Here is a 17,634-nt window from a genome sequence, read left to right on the forward strand (position 1 = left end):
TCATGCGCGCATCCCCCCTGCGCCCGTGGTGCCGTGCCCTCGCTGTGCTCTCGTTGTCCCTTGCCGGCTGCTACGGCCAGGCCTCCCGCGACATGCCAGGCGGCGGCGAGGAAGACCCGCCGATTCAGCAGGACGGCTCGCTCCTGTGCGACACGGACGCCGTTCCGGAGAGCGTGACGCTGCAGGGCATTGCCGAGGACTTCGCGCGGACGGTGCACCCGGCCATGCTGCGCGAGACGTCCGGCTGCATCTCCTGCCACGCCACCACCAGCGGCCGCCTCTTCAAGGTGAGCACCGAGGGCGTGGAGACGTTCTACGCCGCGCGCGCGGGCGGCTTCATGAAGCCGGAGTCCGGCTCGCTGCTGTCGCGCCTCGTCACCCTCGATGAATCGGTGCGCATGCCCAAGGGGCAGCCGGAATGGAGCAAGGAGGAGATCTCCAACGTCGCCCGCATCACCTGCCAGCTCGCGGCGGTGGAGACGCGCCAGCCCCAGACGAAGTCGGACGAGGAGTTCCCCCTCGCCCTCCTCCAGCCCTACACCGGCCCGTCCGTCGCCACGTACGACAACCCCTTCATCGGCTTCGACCAGCTCAAGGGGAAGGTGAAGTCCATCTTCAACGAAGCCTGGGTGCGCAACGGCGAGGACCGCTTCGCCCAGAACGTGGGCCTCTTCGGCGGCGTGGACTACAAGGACCACTTCGTCGAGGCACGCGCGGCCACCGCGGACTTCTTCCTCGGCCTGGATGACCTGTCCCGCGACGTGTGCCTCGTGGCGGCCACCAACAAGACGGGCCCCTTCGCCGGATTGGATTTGGCGCAGCCGCTGGTGGACGTGCCCGCGCCCACCTCGAAGCAGTACGAGATGGAATTGGCCGTGCGCGCGGACGCCACCTCCATCCCCGCCGGGACGCAAATCATCGCCAGCACCGGCCAGAAGTCGGGCACGACGGGCTGGGACCTCTACACCACCGGCAGCCTCGCCACCGCGCAGCCCCACCCCTTCGCCACCAGCAACACGTACCGCTTCACGGTGAAGGCGAAGGGGGACTTGTGCGGCCCGGACCTGCCGCACATGCAGCTCAAGGTGGACGGCGTCGTCGTGAAGGAGTGGGACGTCTCCAACGGCACGGCCTACGCGGACTTCGTGCACAACCAGGTGGTGGCAGCCGGCGGCCACGTGCTGTCGGTGCACTTCACCAACGACTACAACGAGTCCGGCGTCTGCGACCGCAACCTGCACGTGGACGCGCTCAACGTCTACGGCCCCACGGAAGCCTCCACCGGCACGCAGCGCGCGGACGCGGCGAAGGCCAAGGTGGACACCCTCTACCGGCGCATGCTGTACCGCGCCGCCACCGCGCAGGAGCGCGACAACGGCTACGCGCTGGTGAAGGACCTCAACGACATCGAGGTCAACCTCTCCAAGGCGTGGAGCGGCCTGTGCGAGGGCCTCATGCGCGCCCCCGACTTCCTCTTCACCCTGCCGCCTTCCTACGAGGCGCTGAGCGGCAAGGAGCGCGACAGGCTGCTGCTGGTGAAGCTGGCGCAGGACCTCACCGGCCGCCCGCCCACCGCCGCCGAATTCACCGCGCTGGAAGGCGGCACGAAGTCCTGGGAGCAGCTGGTCGACGCGTACCTCGAGTCGCCCGACTTCAAGACGTACTACTTCCAGCGCATGCGGGTGCGGACGGAGAGCGAGGGCACGCCCGACACGGACGAGCCCGCGCGCCTGTGGACGCACCTCGCCCTGGAGGGCAAGCCGTTCCAGGAGCTGCTCACCGGCGACTACTCGGTGGATGACACCTTCAAGCAGGTGGCGCGCGCGCCGGAGCACGGGAAGACGGGCGTGCTCACCATGAAGGGCTTCATCAAGAACAAGCCCGGCCTGCCGCACTACAACTACGCGGCGCGCGTCATGACGGACTTCATGGGCGCCATGTACGAGGTGCCCTCGGAGGTCTTCGACATGCGCGGCGCCGCGACGGCCGCGTCCACGGTGGACCCCACCAGCATCTGCTTCGCGTGCCACCAGACGCTGACGCCGCTGGCGCACCAGCGCCTGCGCTGGGACGACGAGGGCAACTACCGCACCACCGACGTGGACGGGGCGATGCTGGACGACAGCGACCGCGGGCTGGTGGGTGTCTACGCGTACAAGGGCCAGGGCATGGAGGCCTTCGCCACGCAGGCGGTGAAGAAGGAGGCCTTCGTGCGCCGCACCCTCAACGCGCAGTTCGCCCTCTTCTTCGGCCGGGAGATGCGCCACACGCTGGACGAGCGCACCGTCTACAAGCGCCTGTGGGACGTCTCCGCGGAGAGCCAGAGCAACCTGAAGGCCGTGCTCAAGACCATCGCCACCTCGCCCGAGTACCTGCGCCGCTGACCGGAAAGGACTGCCATGAACCGCCGCCAATTCCTCGTGGGCGCCGCCGCCGGTACCGCCATCAGCGCGCTGGACTGGCTCCGCTTCTTCCGGGCCTTCGGTGTCCCGGGAACGAAGAAGGAGCTGGGCATCGCCGAGGCCGCCGCCGCCGAGGCCGCCGAGCCGCACTTCCTCATCTACTGGTTCCAGGAGGGAGGCTGGGACGGGTACAGCATGTTCAACCCCGCCCACACGCCCAACGACGGCATCCGCGTCATCCCCGCGGGCGAGCTGCGCCCCGTGCCCTCGTGGAGCCAGCACCGCTACCGCCCCAAGGGCTACGCCACCTCGCCGCTGGACCCGCCGAAGACGCAGGGCAACATCCAGTACGGCTACCTCGCGCAGGACGGGCTGGAGCTCTTCCCGGACCTCGCGGTGGTGTCCAGCCACAACGGCAACACGTTCCACTCGGGCGGCCGGTGGGAGTACCACTACGGCAGGTACAGCTATTCCCTGTCCGGCAAGCGCGCCCCGGACGAGCGCACCGTCATGCAGGCCTTCTGCGAGGCCTACGGCAACGGCTTCCTGCTGCCGCACGTGTCGTGGCACCGGTGGCTCGCGGACGGTGAGCTGTCCATTCCGTCGTACCCGGACGGCACCGGCTACTACGAGCGGCTGGGCCCGGTGCACGCGCACACCATCTACGGCAAGACGCCGGCCGCCATGCGCGAGCGCCTATCCTCGTTGGGCAGCGTGACGCAGGGCCAGCGCGACTCGCGCATCCGCCAGTTCACCGACAACCTGCAGCAGAACTTCCTCGACTCGAAGAACAGCGAGTCGGTGAAGGCCTTCGCCTCGGCGCTGGAAATCCACCGCTCGCTCACCGCGGGCGGCACCATCAACCTGGACCCGAAGACGCTCTTCACCAACACCGCGCTGAGAAGCGAATTCGGCATCACCGCCGCGGACGAGAACACGGACTCCTCGTCCATCAACGGCAACCCCGCCCGCTCGAAGGAGACGCCCAACACCAACGTGCAGGCGCTGATGACCTACGAGCTGATGACGAAGGGGCTGTCCATCGGCTTCTTCATCGAGAACCGGGGCCTGCGCCACTTCGACACGCACCGGGACCGGCGCTTCATCATGAACAACAAGGGCCAGTCGGACCAGCGCGACATCATGAAGAAGAACCTGTGGGCGCCGCTGAAGACGCTGGTGTCCAAGCTCAAGTCCACGCCGTACGGGACGACGGGGAAGAGCTACTACGACTTCACCACCATCGTCCTCGCCTCGGAGATGGGGCGCACCATCTCCGGCGACGTGGAGTCCATCATCGCCAACGCCACCATCACGGACGCGCAGAAGTACACCGACATCATGGCGCAGGACTGCTGCCAGCACTGGCGCGTCAGCAGCGCGGCGTTCCTCGGCGGCACGGTGCTCGGGAACAGGCAGTATGGGCGCGTGGGCGGCACGTCGCTCGAGGGCATCCCCATCATGCCGGACGGCACGCTGGACCCGGCGTATGCCCCGGACACCGGCCTGCTCATCCCCGGCCGCACGAAGAGCGCGAGCAGCTTCATCACCGACTCGGGCCACGTGTACTCGACGGCGCTGTACCTCTCCGGGCTGGACCCGGCCGCGCTCAAGGCCGCGGGCAAGGGACGCAACGACAGGCCGGCGCTGAAGTTCATCAAGCGCTGAAACGCAACGCGGCCGGCAGCCCGGGCGGGGCGTGCCGGCCGCGAGCCTGGAGTCCTTCAGCGGATTACCTCCCCAGCGCCTTCGCCACGGCGTCCACGACTTCCTGCTCGGTGGGGAACGCCAGCGTCTCCTTTCGGATGACCACCTTGCCGTCGACAGAGACTTCGTAGCTTCCCGACGGTCCTGTCTTCAGCTCCGCATCCAGGTCCAACTCGTCCTTCAGTACGGCCGCCGCACGGGCGGCCCGGGGCTTGTAGCCTCAGGAATTGCAGTACGTAATCGACACCTTCGGGTCGGCCATGAGGGCCTCCTTTGCGTGTGCAGGGAGCGCACGGCGCGTGCGCTCCCGGGTTTGAATTAGTGCACAGCCGGACGTCGTGCCAACCCGCCTGCCTGCCAGGCCACTCCGGCGGACTCCGTGCGGCGGGGCGATGCGCAGGTCCTCCTACTGGGAGAATCCCGGAGTCTTGGAAACGGACTGAGGGTGGATTCCCCCGGCGGTGGGGCCGCGGCTAGGTTGCGCCGCGTCATGACGGACTTCCGTGAGCGCGTAGCCGCTGTGTACGACGCAGAGACGTTCCGCCGCGAGGGCCACAGACTGGTGGACACCCTGGCGGGCTATCTCGCCGGGACGGAGCGCGGCGAGGGGCCGGTGCTTCCATGGGCCGCGCCCGCCGTGAATGTGGACCGCTTCGCCGCCGCCTTTCCGGAGGAGCCTCACGGCGAGTTCTCCGACCTGGTGGCGCGAGTGCTGTCGGGCTCGAACCACCTGCACCACCCGCGCTACGTGGGCCACCAGGTGACGGCGCCGGTGCCGCTGGCGGCGCTGTGCGACGCGGTGTCATCGCTGCTCAACAACGGCATGGCCGTGTACGAGATGGGCCCGGTCTCCACCGCGATGGAGCGCAACGTGCTGCGGTGGATGGCGGCGCGGCTGGGGCTGCCGGAGGGCACGGATGGTGTGCTCACCTCGGGAGGCTCGCTGGGCAATCTCACGGCGCTGCTCGCCGCGCGGCAGGCGAAGGCGGGCTACGACGCGTGGAACCAGGGCGCGCACGCGGGCCCGCCGCTCACGGTGCTGGTGCCGAAGACGACGCACTACTGCGTCTCGCGAGCCACGCGCATCATGGGCTGGGGCGAGGGTGGCGTGACACCCGTCGCGGTGGACGAGAAGTTCCGCTTGCGTCCGGAGTCGCTGGACGCGGCCTTCAAGACGGCGACGCTGGCGGGGCGCAAGGTGATTGCGGTGGTGGCGAGCGCGGGCTCCACGGCGACAGGAGCGTTCGACCCGCTGGAGCCGGTGGCGGACTTCTGTGAGAAGCACGGGCTGTGGTTCCACGTGGATGGGGCACACGGTGCGTCCGCGGTGCTGAGCCCCATGCACCGGCACCTCGTGCGCGGCATCGACCGGGCGGACTCGGTGGTGTGGGACGCGCACAAGGGACTGCTGATGCCGGCGCTGGTGACGGCGGTGCTGTTCCGCGACGGGGCGCGCTCGTTCGAGGCCTTCGCGCAGGAGGCGAGCTACCTGTTCCACGGCGACGGTGAGCTTCCCTGGAGCGACGTGGCCCAGCGCACGATGGAGTGCACCAAGGAGATGATGGCGCTGAAGGTGTACGCCTGCCTCGCGGTGCTGGGGACGCGGCTGTTCTCCGACGCGGTGACGGAGTCGTATGAGCAGGCGAAGCGGTTCGCGAAGCGCCTGACGGCGGCAGGGGACTTCGAGGTGGCGGTGGCGCCGGACTGCAACATCCTCTGCTTCCGGCACACGCCGTCACACGTGCCGCCGGAGGAGTGGGACGCGTTGCAGGCGCGGCTGCGCGAGCGATTGGTGACGCGCGGGGACTTCTACCTCGTGCAGACGAAGCTGCCGAAGGGCGTGTACCTGCGGGTGACGCTCATCAACCCGCTCACCACGGATGCGGACCTGGACGCGTTGATGGAGGCCCTGCGGGCAGCGGCGCGGCGGTGAACCTGCTGTCCTTTCATCCGCGGATGCGGGCTCTGGGCACCGGGCCTCGGGTTTGCCTGAAATCGCTCCGCGAAAACGGGCAACTCCACTGCCCATCTGGACTCGCTGACGCGGCCCTACGCGTGCTTCCCGGAGATCGGCGGGCGCGCAGCAGCGCGGGCAGCAGCACAGGGCCTGGCCAGCCGAGCGAGCGTGTCACCGGAACGCATCGACGATGAACGCGGCTGCGACAGAGCCGTCGAGAATCGCGGTTCCAGGCTTGGACTCGGGCAGCTTCCTCATCTGGTCATAGCCGAGCCGCGCCACCGCGCAGATGGGGACTTTCTCTCCATTTGGTGACTGCGCCTCGTAGTACCGGATGACGGCCTGCGGGCCGCCCGTCCAGACCTGCCCGTACAAGCGGCTCGTCGCGGCGAACGGGCCGAACTCCTCCCTCGTGACACTCTCAATCGGTCCGTCGTAGAGCGTGACGCGCCGGCTCTCGGTCTGGTTCGCGTCGAGGTCCACCATCACGCTGTCCCCCACGCGCAGCCCCATGTAGCGAATTGCCTTCTTTGATTCTTCCGGGCACTCCTGCGGACCTGGACTGCCGTCGGGGCGCAACGCGACGCCGCTCCCCGTGCAGCCGGGCGACGTAGCGAACAGGACGATGGCGCTGAACAGGAGGGCTCTGGGGGTCGGCATGAGCGGCACTTCTACTTCTGGACGAGCGTGCGTTCCAACTTCACGAACACCTGGAGGAGGCCGTCTCCTCGGAAGATCTGGAGCGCGAGGTCAGTGAGCTGCCCGTCGTCCGTCAGAAAAGCGCTCTTGTCCGCGACGACCGCGATCCGGCCCGTTTCCCCAGGAACAATCGTGGCCCGGTCCATGCGGAGCGCGAAGGGTCGAGCCGTAGAGAGGGTGAAGTCACGGGTCAGGTAGGCACCGTCGAACTCCCACGGACCGCCGTAGTACATGTTCTTCAAGGTGACGAGCGCCGCCGCCTTGCCGGGGCCTTCGAAGACTTCGACGACCATGTCCATGTCCTGATTCTTCGGCCGGTAGACGAACCTGCGGCGAAAGGGCGTCTTCTTCCGCTGTTCGTTGACGAGGAGCGTCGCGTAGGCGTGATCGACGGAGTTCTCTTCCTTGCGGTAGCGCTCATTCTCTTCGTCTTGCTCGCGTCGACGAGCTGCTCGAATCGCAGCGTCGTGACGAGCTGCCCCTTCACGTAGATGGAGTGCGTGCCATCGCTCGGGTGCTCGGAGAGCATGATGGGGCGCACGGCGGGCTTGTCGCGCTCATCGCTGGCGCGAGCGGCTGATGACGCCACGAGGACAGCAAGCACGCCATACCTCAAAAGTGGGATGGGACTCATAGTCCAGCCAACCTACCAAGGTGGGTTTGAGCGCGGCAATCTCTGTGCATCTCGCCTGAGGGGTGTCGGTGTTGCCCTGTTCTGGCGGACCAAAGAATCGCTGGACCGCTCGTGCACCCGGCGCAATCTCTACTGGCGCGGAGAGTAAAAGGCTGACGTGCGGCGGAGCCAATCCGGCCGGATTGAGGCGACAACCCGCCAGTGACTTCTTCGAGATTTCCGTGAGCGGAATTTTCAGCGAAAATCGGCGCACGCTGCCGACGCCCGAAGCTGCTGCCCGCGAGAACATTGACGCCGCGCTCCAGCGTGCTGGTTGGCACGTCCAGGACTTCGCCAAGCTCAACCACACCGCCGGGCTCGGCGTGGCCGTCCGCGAGTTCCCCCTGGCACGCGGCCACGGCAAGGCCGACTACGCCCTCTACGTGGCCGGAAAGCTGGCCGGTGTCATCGAGGCCAAGAAGGAGGGCACCCTCCTCACCGGCATCGAGGTGCAGTCGGAGAAGTACGCGAGCGGCGTGCCTCCCCTCATCCCCGCGCACGTCGTCCCGCTGCCGTTCCTCTACGAGAGCACGGGCGTGGAGACGCAGTTCACCAACCGCCTGGACCCGGAGCCGCTACCAGAACCGGAGCCCGGCGAGGCCGAGACGACAGCGGACCCATGGAAGTCCTACGCATGCATCCAGGCATGTAAAGCAGGAGGAAACGCGGTGGAGGACTTCTGCAGGGCGCTGCCTGACAGGACGAAACGGCAACAGAAGATCAAGGCGGCGTGTTGGGGCGCGTGCCATGCAGGGAAGGCAGCATGCATCGTGTTCTGCCGGGCCTACTTCGGTCCGCCGCGAGAGCCGTGAGGTCATGACCATGCCTCATGAAGAGAACTGGCGCCCGAAGGTGTCCCGCATCGACGACCCCATTGCCGAAGACCACTGGGAGTACGTCACCTCCAAGGGAGAGAAGCGCGTCTCGCGGCTGATGATTGGGCGACCGGTGCACTACCCCGAGGAGCGACTCTGGTACTGCCCCGTGCTCATTGAGGGCTACACCCGCCCCCGAATCAAGCCCATCTTCGGTAGCGGGCCGGTGGATTCCCTCATGAACGCGATGACGTTCGTCAGGGGGTTCTTCGACGCCCATTCGGAAGTCCTGCCCGGAGTGAAGCCGCGAAGCAGCAGGCCTCCTCGCTCGGCTCGCAATGCCCCCTCGTCCTCTCGGGAGGTGAAGCCTCGGAAGGATGGCGCGAGGAAGCTCCCTGTCAGTCCACGGAAGTGAGGTTCTCGGCCCGGAAGCCGTCCCCCTCTTCTCCCCTGTCGAAGTACGCCTTGACCGGATGGTGCCATTGAGGGTCGTAGCTCACCGTCACCTCGACGGATGACGCGTCCAGGCCCTGCGCCACCTCGTCGAAGAGCTCCTCGATGGTCGGCGCGGTTGCCTCGGAGACTCCTGGCGTTGGCAGGGGTCCTTCACCGACATAGGCCACGGAGACGACCTGCGTCCCGTTCACCTCGACGCGCCAGGGGCCTCTACCAGGTGCGAAGCCCGTCACGGTGTAGTCGAATCGGTAGTGATTCGGGCGCACCGCTTCCCAGGCCCTGCGCTCGGAATCCAGTTCCAGTTCCTCCTGCGCACTGTCCCCACACCCGAGGGTCCCGATGATGAGTGCCCCGGTGAGGACCCGGATGACGGCGCCCCTGCTCCAGCCAGACCGCTTCATGCTGTGTTCTCCGCGACGCATTGGCGGCCGGCCCCGCGCGCAACATGCCACTGAGTGCCAGAGCGGGCTGTCGTGGTCAATGGCGGCGGGCCATGAGTCATCGCGAGCCACTCGGGTTGGGAAGGCGAATCAGGCAACCGGTGCGACAGGGGCCGGGAGCACCGCGCGCTCGCGCAGGCCCACCAGCGCGCCTATTCCAAACCACGCGCCGAGGATGGGACTGACGCCCATGCCCACCAGTGGGACGGGGAAGGCTCCGAGGCAGGGCGCCAGCGCCGAGAGCACGAAGTAGACGGCGAGCCCGATGGCCGCCGAGCGAGAGGCCTCAGCCTGCCCCGCAGCAGCAGCCAGTGGCGACAGGACCGCGCCTGCCAGCGTCAGCACCGCCAGCACCGCCAGGATGGGAGATGTCTCCAGCGCCAGGCCGATGATGCCCTCGACCTCGGGCACGGGTAGCAACGGGTCCGGGCGGAAGAGCGCGACCAGCGCCGCCGCCACGGGGATGACCGATGCCATGAGCCTGAAGGCGACAGGCAACCGGAGCGTGAACAGCACCGCGATGACCGCGCCGGCCAACGCCACCGCCTGCGAGGCATCTGGCTGGAGGGCCAGGATGATTGCAATGACAGACACCGAGGCCCACAGCGGGCTTCGCCGTGCCACCACGCCCGTCCACGCGACCACTGTCAACGGGAGGAGCAACTCGGCGGCATTGAGCCGTACAGGGCCGATGACGACCCAGCGGTGCACACCCGCGGGACCGCTGCTGAAGAGCGTGGCCATCAACACGGCCGGAGCCAGCAGCAGGACAATCCGAGCAATGCGCGGCGTGGCCATCCTCGTCATCACGAAGGCGATGAGAGCGCCAGCCACCCACACGCCGACGTTACGAGCCCACACGGACGCGTAGACATCATGAACAGCGGCCACGATGCAGCCGACGAGGACCGCGACACCCGAGGTCGCGGCGAACAGGACCGCCGCACGTCCCAACGATGAATTCAATTCAATCCCTCCGCACGCAGCTTGACGATGGCCGCCGTGACACGGCCGATGAGGTCATACGGGATGGGCTTGGAGTACGGGAAGTTGACGGAGTCCTTCGCCGCTCGATGGGGCGCGAGCTCCGCTTCGAGGGCGTCGTCCAGCTTGGGAATCGGATAGAGGCCGACGTGGTGCTTCCAGCCCGCGAAGTGCACGGCGTACCGGCCGCCGAGCATCACCGCCGGCATGCCGTAGCGAATCTTCTCCTCGCCCCCAGGCACGTTGCTCCGGATGGCCTTCCGGACCTTCGTGAGGATGCGCTGCACGTCCTCGGGGAAGGACGCGATGTACTCGTCGACGGTCTCGAACTTCGCTGCCATGACCTGCCTCCCGGTGGGCGCGGCTCGGTTGGAGAGGGCTCTCGTCCCGCGGGAGGTGTTCCATTTCTTCGGGGCTTGCTGGATTTAAGAACGAAGCCCCGGTCAATGATGCCCCAGCAGTCCCGATGCATACGAGCCTGCCAGGGTGCGCGGGCGCAATCCCTGTCATACGCTGCCGCCATGGTCCTCCGTTGGCTCCAGCGTCTCTTCCGCTCCGACAAGGAGACGGGGCCCCCCTTCGTCGTCCTGCGCCAGCGTGAGGTGGCGCTCCCCTTTCCCGTCCAGACGCCCTGGAACGCGCAGGGTCCGCGCCGGAGGGACTCGCCCCGGTGCAAGGACTGCAACGCACCGCTCGTCGAGGCAGTCCTCACCACGGGAGGGCCGGACGGAGACCCCGAGCTCTGGCGCGAACATCCCCTGGCCGTGGACGCATGGCGTTGCGACGCGTGCGAGACCTTCATGGTGCCGCGCTTCCTCGAACCCGAGGAGGTGACCACGCTGGGGACGGAGGGCGCGCGCCACGGGCAGGGCGGCCGGCTCGACGAGGCCGAGCTGGCCTTCCGGCGCATCTGCAACAGCTGGCCCCAGTTCGCGCCGCCGCGCCTCAACCTCGCCTCGGTGTACCTGGAGCGAATCAAGGCGGAGTCCCTCGGCGAGGCACGGACGCACGTCATCCGGCAGTACACCTCCATCATCGAGCACCACGTCCAGGACGCCCTACGCGGAGAGCACCTCCCCTCCCTGTCCGGAGCGATTCGCCTCCTGGCCGCCGCGCACCTCGCCCTGGACGTCACCGCCGCGGCGGAGGCCGCCATCGACGCGGGGCTCAACCACCCCTCGGCCACGGACCAGGACCGTCAGGAGCTCGAAGCGCTGCGCGACTGGGTCCGGCGCCGCGGGGACCTCTACGAGCGCGGCTCGGAGGCCGTGGAGCCGTACATGCACGTGCACGGGCAGGAGCCGCGTCCCCTGGATGCGAAGGGCCGCCGCCGGGTGGAGCTCGGCGTGGAGGACCTGCTGAAGCACCAGCGCGCGAACCCCGAGAGCTGGCAGGCCCTGTGGCTGGCCGGCAAGGGGTTCCAGGCGCTCGGCGACACGGCGAGGGCCGCGGAGACGTTCGGCAGGGCGTTCGCCTTCAAGCGGGACCAGCCCGACGTCGCGCGCGAGTACGCGCTGCAGCTCCTGCGGCTGCAGCGCTTCGAGGAAGCAGAAGACGCGACGCGGGCGGCCTGCGCGGCGGCCCCGTCCGACGCCGGGCTCGTGGCCAACCTCGCGCTGGCCCAGCTCCTCCGAGGTCTCCTGGAAGAAGCGGAGGCCACGGCCTCGCGGGCACTCTCCATGGAGACCGGGGACACGGTGACGCAGGCGCTGCTCGGCGCCATCCGCGACGTGAGAGCCGGCCGGCGCCCCGCACCGCGCACCATGGAGGAGCTCGAGCGGCGCCGCTGAAGCGCGAGCCCGCGCGGGCCCGCCGTCCTCACGACGGCAGCTCGACGGTGAACTCGCTGCCCGCGCCCGGCTCCGACTTGAGCGACACCCTCCCGCCCAGCACGGACACCAACTCGCGCACCAGCGTCAGTCCCAGCCCCACGCCGGGCTTGGACTTGTGGTCCAGCGACTCCAACTGCTGGAAGGGTTCGAACACGCGCGCTTGAGCATCCAGCGGAATGCCCGGGCCGCTGTCGCGCACCCGCATCCGCCTCGCGTCCGGCACCACCTCCACCGCGACGTGGATGCCGCCCGCCTGCGTGTACTTCACCGCGTTCATCACCAGGTTGAGCAGCACCAGCTGCGCCATGCGCGGGTCCGTCTGCGCCAGCGCCTGCCCCGCCGGCCTCGCCAGCGCGAGCTTCAGCCCCTTCCGGTCCGCCTCGCCGCGCACCTCGCCCAGCACCTCCTCCGCCAGCTCCACCAGGTCCACCGGCTCGCGCCGCACCACCAGCCGGCCCTCCTCCAACTGGTTGTACTGGAGCACCATCTCCGTCATGTCCCGCAGCCGCAGCGTGGAGCGCGTCATCCGCTCGAACATCTCCGCCGCCTTCGGCTGGAGCGGACCCACCTCCCTCAGGAAGGCGTGCTGCGTGAGCTGCAACACCGACAGCGGAGTGCGCAGCTCGTGTGACACCAGTCGCAGCAACGTGCTCCGCGACTCGCTGGCCCGCTCCGCCGACTCACGCGCCGAGCTCGTGGTCTCCAGCGCCGCCTCCAACTGCCGCTTGCGCAGCCCCAGCTCTCGCGCGAGGCCCTCCACGTCGGACGTGCGCGCGTCCAGCGCCCCCTGCAGCACCTCGCGCGTGCGCTTCACCACCGCCAGGTTCGACACCCGCGCCAGCAGCTCCTCCGCCAGGAAGGGCTTCACCAGGTAGTCTTGCGCCCCCGAGCGCAAGAGGTCCACCCGCAGCGCGTCATCCGCCCTCGCGGTGAGCATGAGGACCGGCGTGGCCTCCAGCCCCTCCCTCGCGCGCACCTCGCGCACCAACTGGTCCCCGCCCATGCGCGGCATCATCAAGTCACTGACGATGACGTCCGGCCGCAGCGACTCCGCCAGCCGCAGCCCGTCCTCTCCGTCCGACGCCGCGGCCACCCGGAAGTCCTGCGCCAGCGTCTCCGTCACGAAGCGCCGCATCTCCCGCGTGTCCTCCACCACCAGCACGGAGGGACGGTACGGGTCCTCTGGCACTGGCATCGCCACCGGCTCCTCCGCCTTGGAGCGCAGCACGTCCAGCTCCGCCCGGGCCAGCGGCGGCAGCGACTCCGGCTCCGGCATGGAGCGCAGCTTCGCTTCCGGCGGGGCCAGCAGCGGCAGGTTCACCACGAAGCGCGCGCCTCCCCCCGGCCGCTCCTCCACGTGGAGGTGCCCGCCATGCAGCGTCACGAAGTCGCGCGCAATCGCCAGCCCCAGCCCGGTGCCGCCGAACTCGCGCGTGGTGCTGGTACCGCACTCCCCCTGGCGGAAGCGCTCGAAGATGACCTCGCGCAGCTCCGGCGGCACGCCCGGCCCGCTGTCCTCCACCACGAGCCGGCCCCACCCGGCCTCCGCGCTCAGCGCCACGCGCAGGGTGCCGCCCTCCGGAGTGAACTTCACCGCGTTGGAGAGCAGGTTCAGCACCACCCGCTGCACCTGCTCCGCGTCCACCTGGGCGGGGAGCATTCCCGGTAGCTCCAGCTCGAAGCGAAGCCGGCGCTCCGCCACCAGCCCCTCGAAGTTCTCCGCGCACAGGCGCACCAGCCGCGCCAAATCCGTCTCCGCGTAGGACGCCTGCAGCTTCCCCGCGTCCAGCTTCGCCACGTCCAGCAGCGCATTCACGTGCCGCATCAGCACGCGCGCGTTGCGCCGCACCACCTCCAAATCCCGCCGGTCCGCCGCGGACAGGCCGCCCCGCTCCAGCAGCCGGTCCACCGGCCCCACGATGAGCGCCAGCGGCGTGCGCAACTCGTGGCTGACGTTGGCGAAGAAGCCGGTGCGCTGCGCCTCGGCCTCCTTCAGCTTCGCGTAGAGCGCCTCCAATTCGCGGCTGCTCGTCTCCAGCTTCACGCGGCGCTCCTCGGACAGCCGCGCGGCCTCCACCCCCTTCGCCACCTTGCGGCGGAAGGGCAGCAGGTACAGGCCCGTGGCCACCGACGCCACGGCCGTCACCCCCTTCACGCCGCCCGCCAGCCAGTAGGCCGAGTACCAGACGTTCCACACCTCCATCAGGTGCGTCAGCCCGCACGCACCGATGAAGACGCCGAAGGAGAGAATCATCCCCCCGAAGGGCAGCCGCAGCCGCCGCACCAACTGGAACAGCGACACGGAGATGAAGAGGTACGCGGCGCCAGTGAGCACGTCGGACAGCACGTGCAGCGCCACCAGGTCCGGCTTCCACAGGTAGCAGTGCCCGTGCGGCATGAACCAGGCACCGTAGAAGAAATCCCTCAGCCCCTCTGCCAGTCCCTCAATGGCCCCTGGCGGGGCGGCCGCGGACAGACTTCCGTGGCCCGCGTGTCCCATTGGGTCATTCATTGGCGCGCTCCGCGCTTGCCGCACGGACGGAGGACCCCCTGGCCCCCTCTCCGCAGGCATCAGTGTATTTCATGCAAACCGGGCCAGGAGCGTCACTCCCACCCCTTCGCAACACGGTGGCTGCTGGACATTCGCCCCGGCGGGGGAAATGGGGTAGAGGCGCGAGCCGCCATGCTCGTGTCGCTCGTCATCCCCGTCTACAACGAGATTCCCACCCTCGCGGAGCTGCTGCGCCGCTGCATCGCCGTCGACTTCCCGAAGGAGCTGGTCCTCATCGACGACTGCTCGAAGGACGGCAGCCGCGAGTTCCTGCGCCAGCTCTCCGAACAGGGGGTGGCCCTGCTGGGTGGCACGCCGTGCAACCGCAACGAGGTGCGGGTGCTCTTCCAGGAGACGAACCAGGGCAAGGGCGCGGCGCTGCGGCGCGGCTTCACGGAGGCCACCGGGGACATCGTCATCGTCCAGGACGCGGACCTGGAGTACGACCCGCGCGACATCCCCCGTGTCATCCAGCCCATCCTCGACGGGGACGCGGACGTCGTCTTCGGCAGCCGCTTCACGGGGACGCCGCGCCGCGTGCTGTACTTCTGGCACACGGTGATGAACAAGACGCTCACCACGCTCTCCAACATGACGAGCGGGCTGAACCTCACCGACATGGAGACCTGCTACAAGGCCTTCCGCGCCGAGGTGCTGCGCTCCGTGGACGTGGAGGAGGAGCGCTTCGGCTTCGAGCCGGAAATCACCGCCAAGGTGGCCCGCGGCAATTGGCGCGTCTTCGAGGTGCCCATCAGCTACCACGGGCGCACCTACGAAGAGGGCAAGAAGATTGGCTGGAAGGACGGCGTGCGCGCCCTCTACGTCATCTTCAAGTACGCCGTGAAGCGCTGACGGCGCGCCCGCCCCGCGCGAAAGGCCCTGCTCGCACGAATGGCTCGAGCAGGGCCCTCCTCCATCACCTCATGCGTGCGCACTCGCGGGCTCGCCGTGGAGGGGCGGCTGGGGCGTGCCACCCGTGAGCAGGCCCTTCGCCGCCTCCACCGCCTCGTGCGTGCCCGTCAGCGCGAGCACGTCACCGGCGCGCAGCACCTCCTGGGCAGTGGGCACGGACACGCTCTCCTCCCCGCGCTGGATGGCGAGCACCGTCGCCCCCGTCAGCCCGCGCAGATTCAACTGCGCCAGCGTGCGGCCCACCGCGGGGCTCGCGTCCTCCAGCCGCACGGGCACCGGCTCGCCCAGGCCGGGCAGCAGCTTGGGGACGTCATCCAGCGCGTGCTCCTCCGAGCCCGGCTCCTTCGAGTGGGACTGCGCGGCCAGCGCCGCCACCACCACCTGCGCCCCCGCGCGCACGTGCCCGTGCAGGTTGGTGGCCCCGCGCCAGAAGGCGACGCCGAGCGCCACCAGCAGCGCGAGGATGATGAGCGGTCCCGTCGCGCCCCGGAGGAACGGCTGGGTGATGGCCACCACCGGTACGCCGATGAGCAGCACCGTCACCACCCGCAGCGTGACGATGAGCAGCCGGCGAGGCGCCGCCGCCAGGTCCACCCTCCCATCCGTCCTCGGTGGGAGCGCGGCCTCCGCCAGCAGCGTGCCGAGCCGGCGCGCCAGCGTGAAGATGCCCACGATGAACGGCGCGGCGAGCACGACGTCCGCCGCGATGAGGAGGGAGCCCACCAACTGCCGGCTCATCCCCGTGCGCTCCTCCACGAAGGCGGACACCTTCCCCGCCGCCAGCGACGTGCCAATCACCAGCAGCACGAGCATTGCCGCATCCACCAGCAACAGCCGCACGGTTCGCCGCACCACCGCACCCCGCGTCTGGCTCGGGGGCGCTTCGCGCAGCTGCTCCACCCAGGTGCCATACAGCGTGGCGAACGTCTGCAGGGGCTTGGGCAGCTTGCGGTCCACCCAGAGCGCCACCGGGCCGGACGCCTTGATGAGCATGGGCGTGGTGAGCGTCGTAATCGCGGAGACGGCCACCGCCACCGGGTAGAGGAACTCGCCCGTGGCCTTCAGCGACAAACCGAGCCCCGCGATGATGAAGGAGAACTCGCCAATCTGCGCGAGGCTCATCCCCGCCTGCACGGACGTGCGCGTGCCGTTGCCCGTGAGGAACGCGCCCAGCGTGACGCCGAGAATCTTCCCGAGGATGACGACGACGGTGAGCACCACGATGGCCGGCCAGTACTGCACCACCAGCGCCGGGTTGATGAGCATGCCCACCGACACGAAGAAGATGGCCGCGAACATGTCGCGCACCGGCTGCACCAGGTGCTCCACCACCTTCTCCTCGCCGGACTCCGCCACCAGCGAGCCCGCGAGGAACGCGCCCAGCGCCACCGAGTAGCCGAAGGCCTGCGCCAGCAGCGCCACCGCGAAGCAGATGCCCACGCTCGCCACCAGCGTCGTCTCCGGCCGGTTGAGCCGGACGACGGCGCGCACCGCGCGGGGGATGATGAAGAGCCCCACCACCACGAGCCCCACGAGGAACGCCACGAGCCGCCCCGTCGTCAGCGCGAGAGCGCCCATGGACAGGCCCGCGCCGGTGGAGATGGCCGTCAGCGTGGCCATCAGCAGCACGGCGATGAGGTCCTCGACGATGAGCACGCCCACCACCAGCTCCCTCAGCCGGCCCTTGATGCCCTGCTCGTCAAAGGCCTTGGCGATGATGGTGGTGCTGGAGATGGCGATGAGCGCGCCGGTGAAGATGCTCTCGCGCGACGTCCACCCGAAGGCGCGGCCCACCACGAAGCCGAGCCATATCATGATGGCGCATTGGATGACGGCGGTGAGGCCCGCGGTGAAGCCCACCGCGAACAGCTTGCGCAGGCTGAACTCCAACCCGAGCGAGAACATCAGCAGGATGACGCCCAGCTCCGAGAGCGTCGTCACCACCTCGGAGTTGGCCACCAGGGGAATGGGGACGTAGGGGCCGACGACGAGGCCGGCGAGGATGTAGCCGAGGACGACGGGCTGGCGCAGCTTCTGGAAGAGGACGGTGGTGACCGCCGCCACGCACAGGACGATGGCGATGGCCTGGAGGACCTCGTGGGCTCCGTGCATCAAGACACCTCCGCGCCGCGTTGGGCGCGTACAAGCAAACAGGGATGAAGGCGATGGACCCGGAGGCGCGAGCGTCAGGTGGACGACCCGGCCG

15 protein-coding genes and 1 pseudogene are annotated in these 17,634 nt (G+C 68.9%); 7 read left to right on the forward strand and 9 right to left on the reverse strand.

Features of this window, described 5'->3' with window-relative positions:
- Positions 1-2: 2 nt before the first annotated feature.
- Both ACVTJA_RS47620 and ACVTJA_RS47625 read left to right on the forward strand, forming a co-directional pair.
- Positions 3-2,384, forward strand: coding sequence for a carbohydrate-binding domain-containing protein (locus tag ACVTJA_RS47620; RefSeq protein ID WP_465830913.1), 2,382 nt, complete (start codon positions 3-5; stop codon positions 2,382-2,384).
- Between the two features lie 15 nt (positions 2,385-2,399).
- Positions 2,400-4,070: a DUF1501 domain-containing protein gene (locus ACVTJA_RS47625; protein ID WP_465830915.1), complete on the forward strand. Its 1,671-nt coding sequence runs from the start codon at positions 2,400-2,402 to the stop codon at positions 4,068-4,070.
- A gap of 64 nt (positions 4,071-4,134) precedes the next feature.
- Here ACVTJA_RS47625 and ACVTJA_RS47630 read toward each other — a convergent pair whose 3' ends face one another.
- Entirely contained in the window at positions 4,135-4,371 is a 237-nt protein-coding gene (locus tag ACVTJA_RS47630; RefSeq protein WP_465830916.1) for a SelT/SelW/SelH family protein, read from the reverse strand.
- Positions 4,372-4,599: 228 nt separating this feature from the next.
- Between ACVTJA_RS47630 and ACVTJA_RS47635 the strand changes: the two genes are divergently transcribed.
- A complete protein-coding gene (locus tag ACVTJA_RS47635; protein WP_465830917.1) occupies positions 4,600-6,042 on the forward strand; it encodes a pyridoxal phosphate-dependent decarboxylase family protein in 1,443 nt (480 codons plus the stop codon).
- Positions 6,043-6,237: 195 nt separating this feature from the next.
- Here ACVTJA_RS47635 and ACVTJA_RS47640 read toward each other — a convergent pair whose 3' ends face one another.
- The 3 genes and pseudogenes from ACVTJA_RS47640 to ACVTJA_RS47650 all read right to left on the reverse strand — a co-directional run.
- The gene (locus tag ACVTJA_RS47640) at positions 6,238-6,726 is read right to left on the reverse strand and encodes a serine/threonine protein kinase (protein ID WP_465830918.1); all 489 of its coding nucleotides are present in this window, start codon (positions 6,724-6,726) and stop codon (positions 6,238-6,240) included.
- Between the two features lie 11 nt (positions 6,727-6,737).
- Entirely contained in the window at positions 6,738-7,223 is a 486-nt protein-coding gene (locus tag ACVTJA_RS47645) for a DUF2381 family protein (protein WP_465840700.1), read from the reverse strand.
- Positions 7,205-7,399, reverse strand: a pseudogene (locus ACVTJA_RS47650) (DUF2381 family protein); the annotation flags it as partial. The gene ACVTJA_RS47645 and the pseudogene ACVTJA_RS47650, both read right to left, overlap by 19 nt.
- Positions 7,400-7,620: 221 nt before the next feature.
- On the opposite strand from ACVTJA_RS47650, the gene ACVTJA_RS47655 reads away from it, so the two are divergent.
- On the forward strand, positions 7,621-8,250 hold the full coding sequence (locus tag ACVTJA_RS47655) for a hypothetical protein (protein WP_465830920.1): 630 nt from the start codon (positions 7,621-7,623) through the stop codon (positions 8,248-8,250).
- A gap of 10 nt (positions 8,251-8,260) precedes the next feature.
- The gene (locus ACVTJA_RS47660) at positions 8,261-8,668 is read left to right on the forward strand and encodes a hypothetical protein (protein ID WP_465830921.1); all 408 of its coding nucleotides are present in this window, start codon (positions 8,261-8,263) and stop codon (positions 8,666-8,668) included.
- Here ACVTJA_RS47660 and ACVTJA_RS47665 read toward each other — a convergent pair.
- The 3 genes from ACVTJA_RS47665 to ACVTJA_RS47675 form a co-directional block, all read right to left on the reverse strand.
- Positions 8,652-9,110: a DUF6174 domain-containing protein gene (locus ACVTJA_RS47665; RefSeq protein WP_465830923.1), complete on the reverse strand. Its 459-nt coding sequence runs from the start codon at positions 9,108-9,110 to the stop codon at positions 8,652-8,654. The genes ACVTJA_RS47660 and ACVTJA_RS47665 overlap by 17 nt on opposite strands.
- Positions 9,111-9,239: 129 nt before the next feature.
- Positions 9,240-10,115 carry a hypothetical protein gene (locus ACVTJA_RS47670; protein ID WP_465830924.1) on the reverse strand — a complete coding sequence of 292 codons (876 nt, stop codon included), beginning with the start codon at positions 10,113-10,115 and terminating at the stop codon, positions 9,240-9,242.
- Complete coding sequence (locus ACVTJA_RS47675; protein WP_465830926.1) at positions 10,112-10,474, reverse strand: iron chaperone; 363 nt, start codon at positions 10,472-10,474, stop codon at positions 10,112-10,114. The genes ACVTJA_RS47670 and ACVTJA_RS47675 overlap by 4 nt, the downstream gene beginning before the upstream one ends.
- Before the next feature lie 180 nt (positions 10,475-10,654).
- Here ACVTJA_RS47675 and ACVTJA_RS47680 point away from each other — a divergent pair, with 180 nt between their 5' ends.
- Positions 10,655-11,923, forward strand: coding sequence for a hypothetical protein (locus ACVTJA_RS47680; protein ID WP_465830927.1), 1,269 nt, complete (start codon positions 10,655-10,657; stop codon positions 11,921-11,923).
- Positions 11,924-11,951: 28 nt separating this feature from the next.
- Here the strand turns inward: ACVTJA_RS47680 and ACVTJA_RS47685 are convergent, their stop codons facing one another.
- On the reverse strand, positions 11,952-14,477 hold the full coding sequence (locus ACVTJA_RS47685) for an ATP-binding response regulator (RefSeq protein WP_465830928.1): 2,526 nt from the start codon (positions 14,475-14,477) through the stop codon (positions 11,952-11,954).
- Between the two features lie 171 nt (positions 14,478-14,648).
- Between ACVTJA_RS47685 and ACVTJA_RS47690 the strand changes: the two genes are divergently transcribed.
- Positions 14,649-15,368 carry a glycosyltransferase family 2 protein gene (locus ACVTJA_RS47690; protein WP_465830930.1) on the forward strand — a complete coding sequence of 240 codons (720 nt, stop codon included), beginning with the start codon at positions 14,649-14,651 and terminating at the stop codon, positions 15,366-15,368.
- A 69-nt stretch (positions 15,369-15,437) separates the two neighbouring features.
- Here ACVTJA_RS47690 and ACVTJA_RS47695 read toward each other — a convergent pair whose 3' ends face one another.
- Positions 15,438-17,540, reverse strand: coding sequence for a monovalent cation:proton antiporter family protein (locus ACVTJA_RS47695; RefSeq protein WP_465830932.1), 2,103 nt, complete (start codon positions 17,538-17,540; stop codon positions 15,438-15,440).
- Between the last annotated feature and the right edge of the window lie 94 nt (positions 17,541-17,634).

The sequence above is a fragment of the Pyxidicoccus sp. M6 genome (assembly GCF_055568925.1).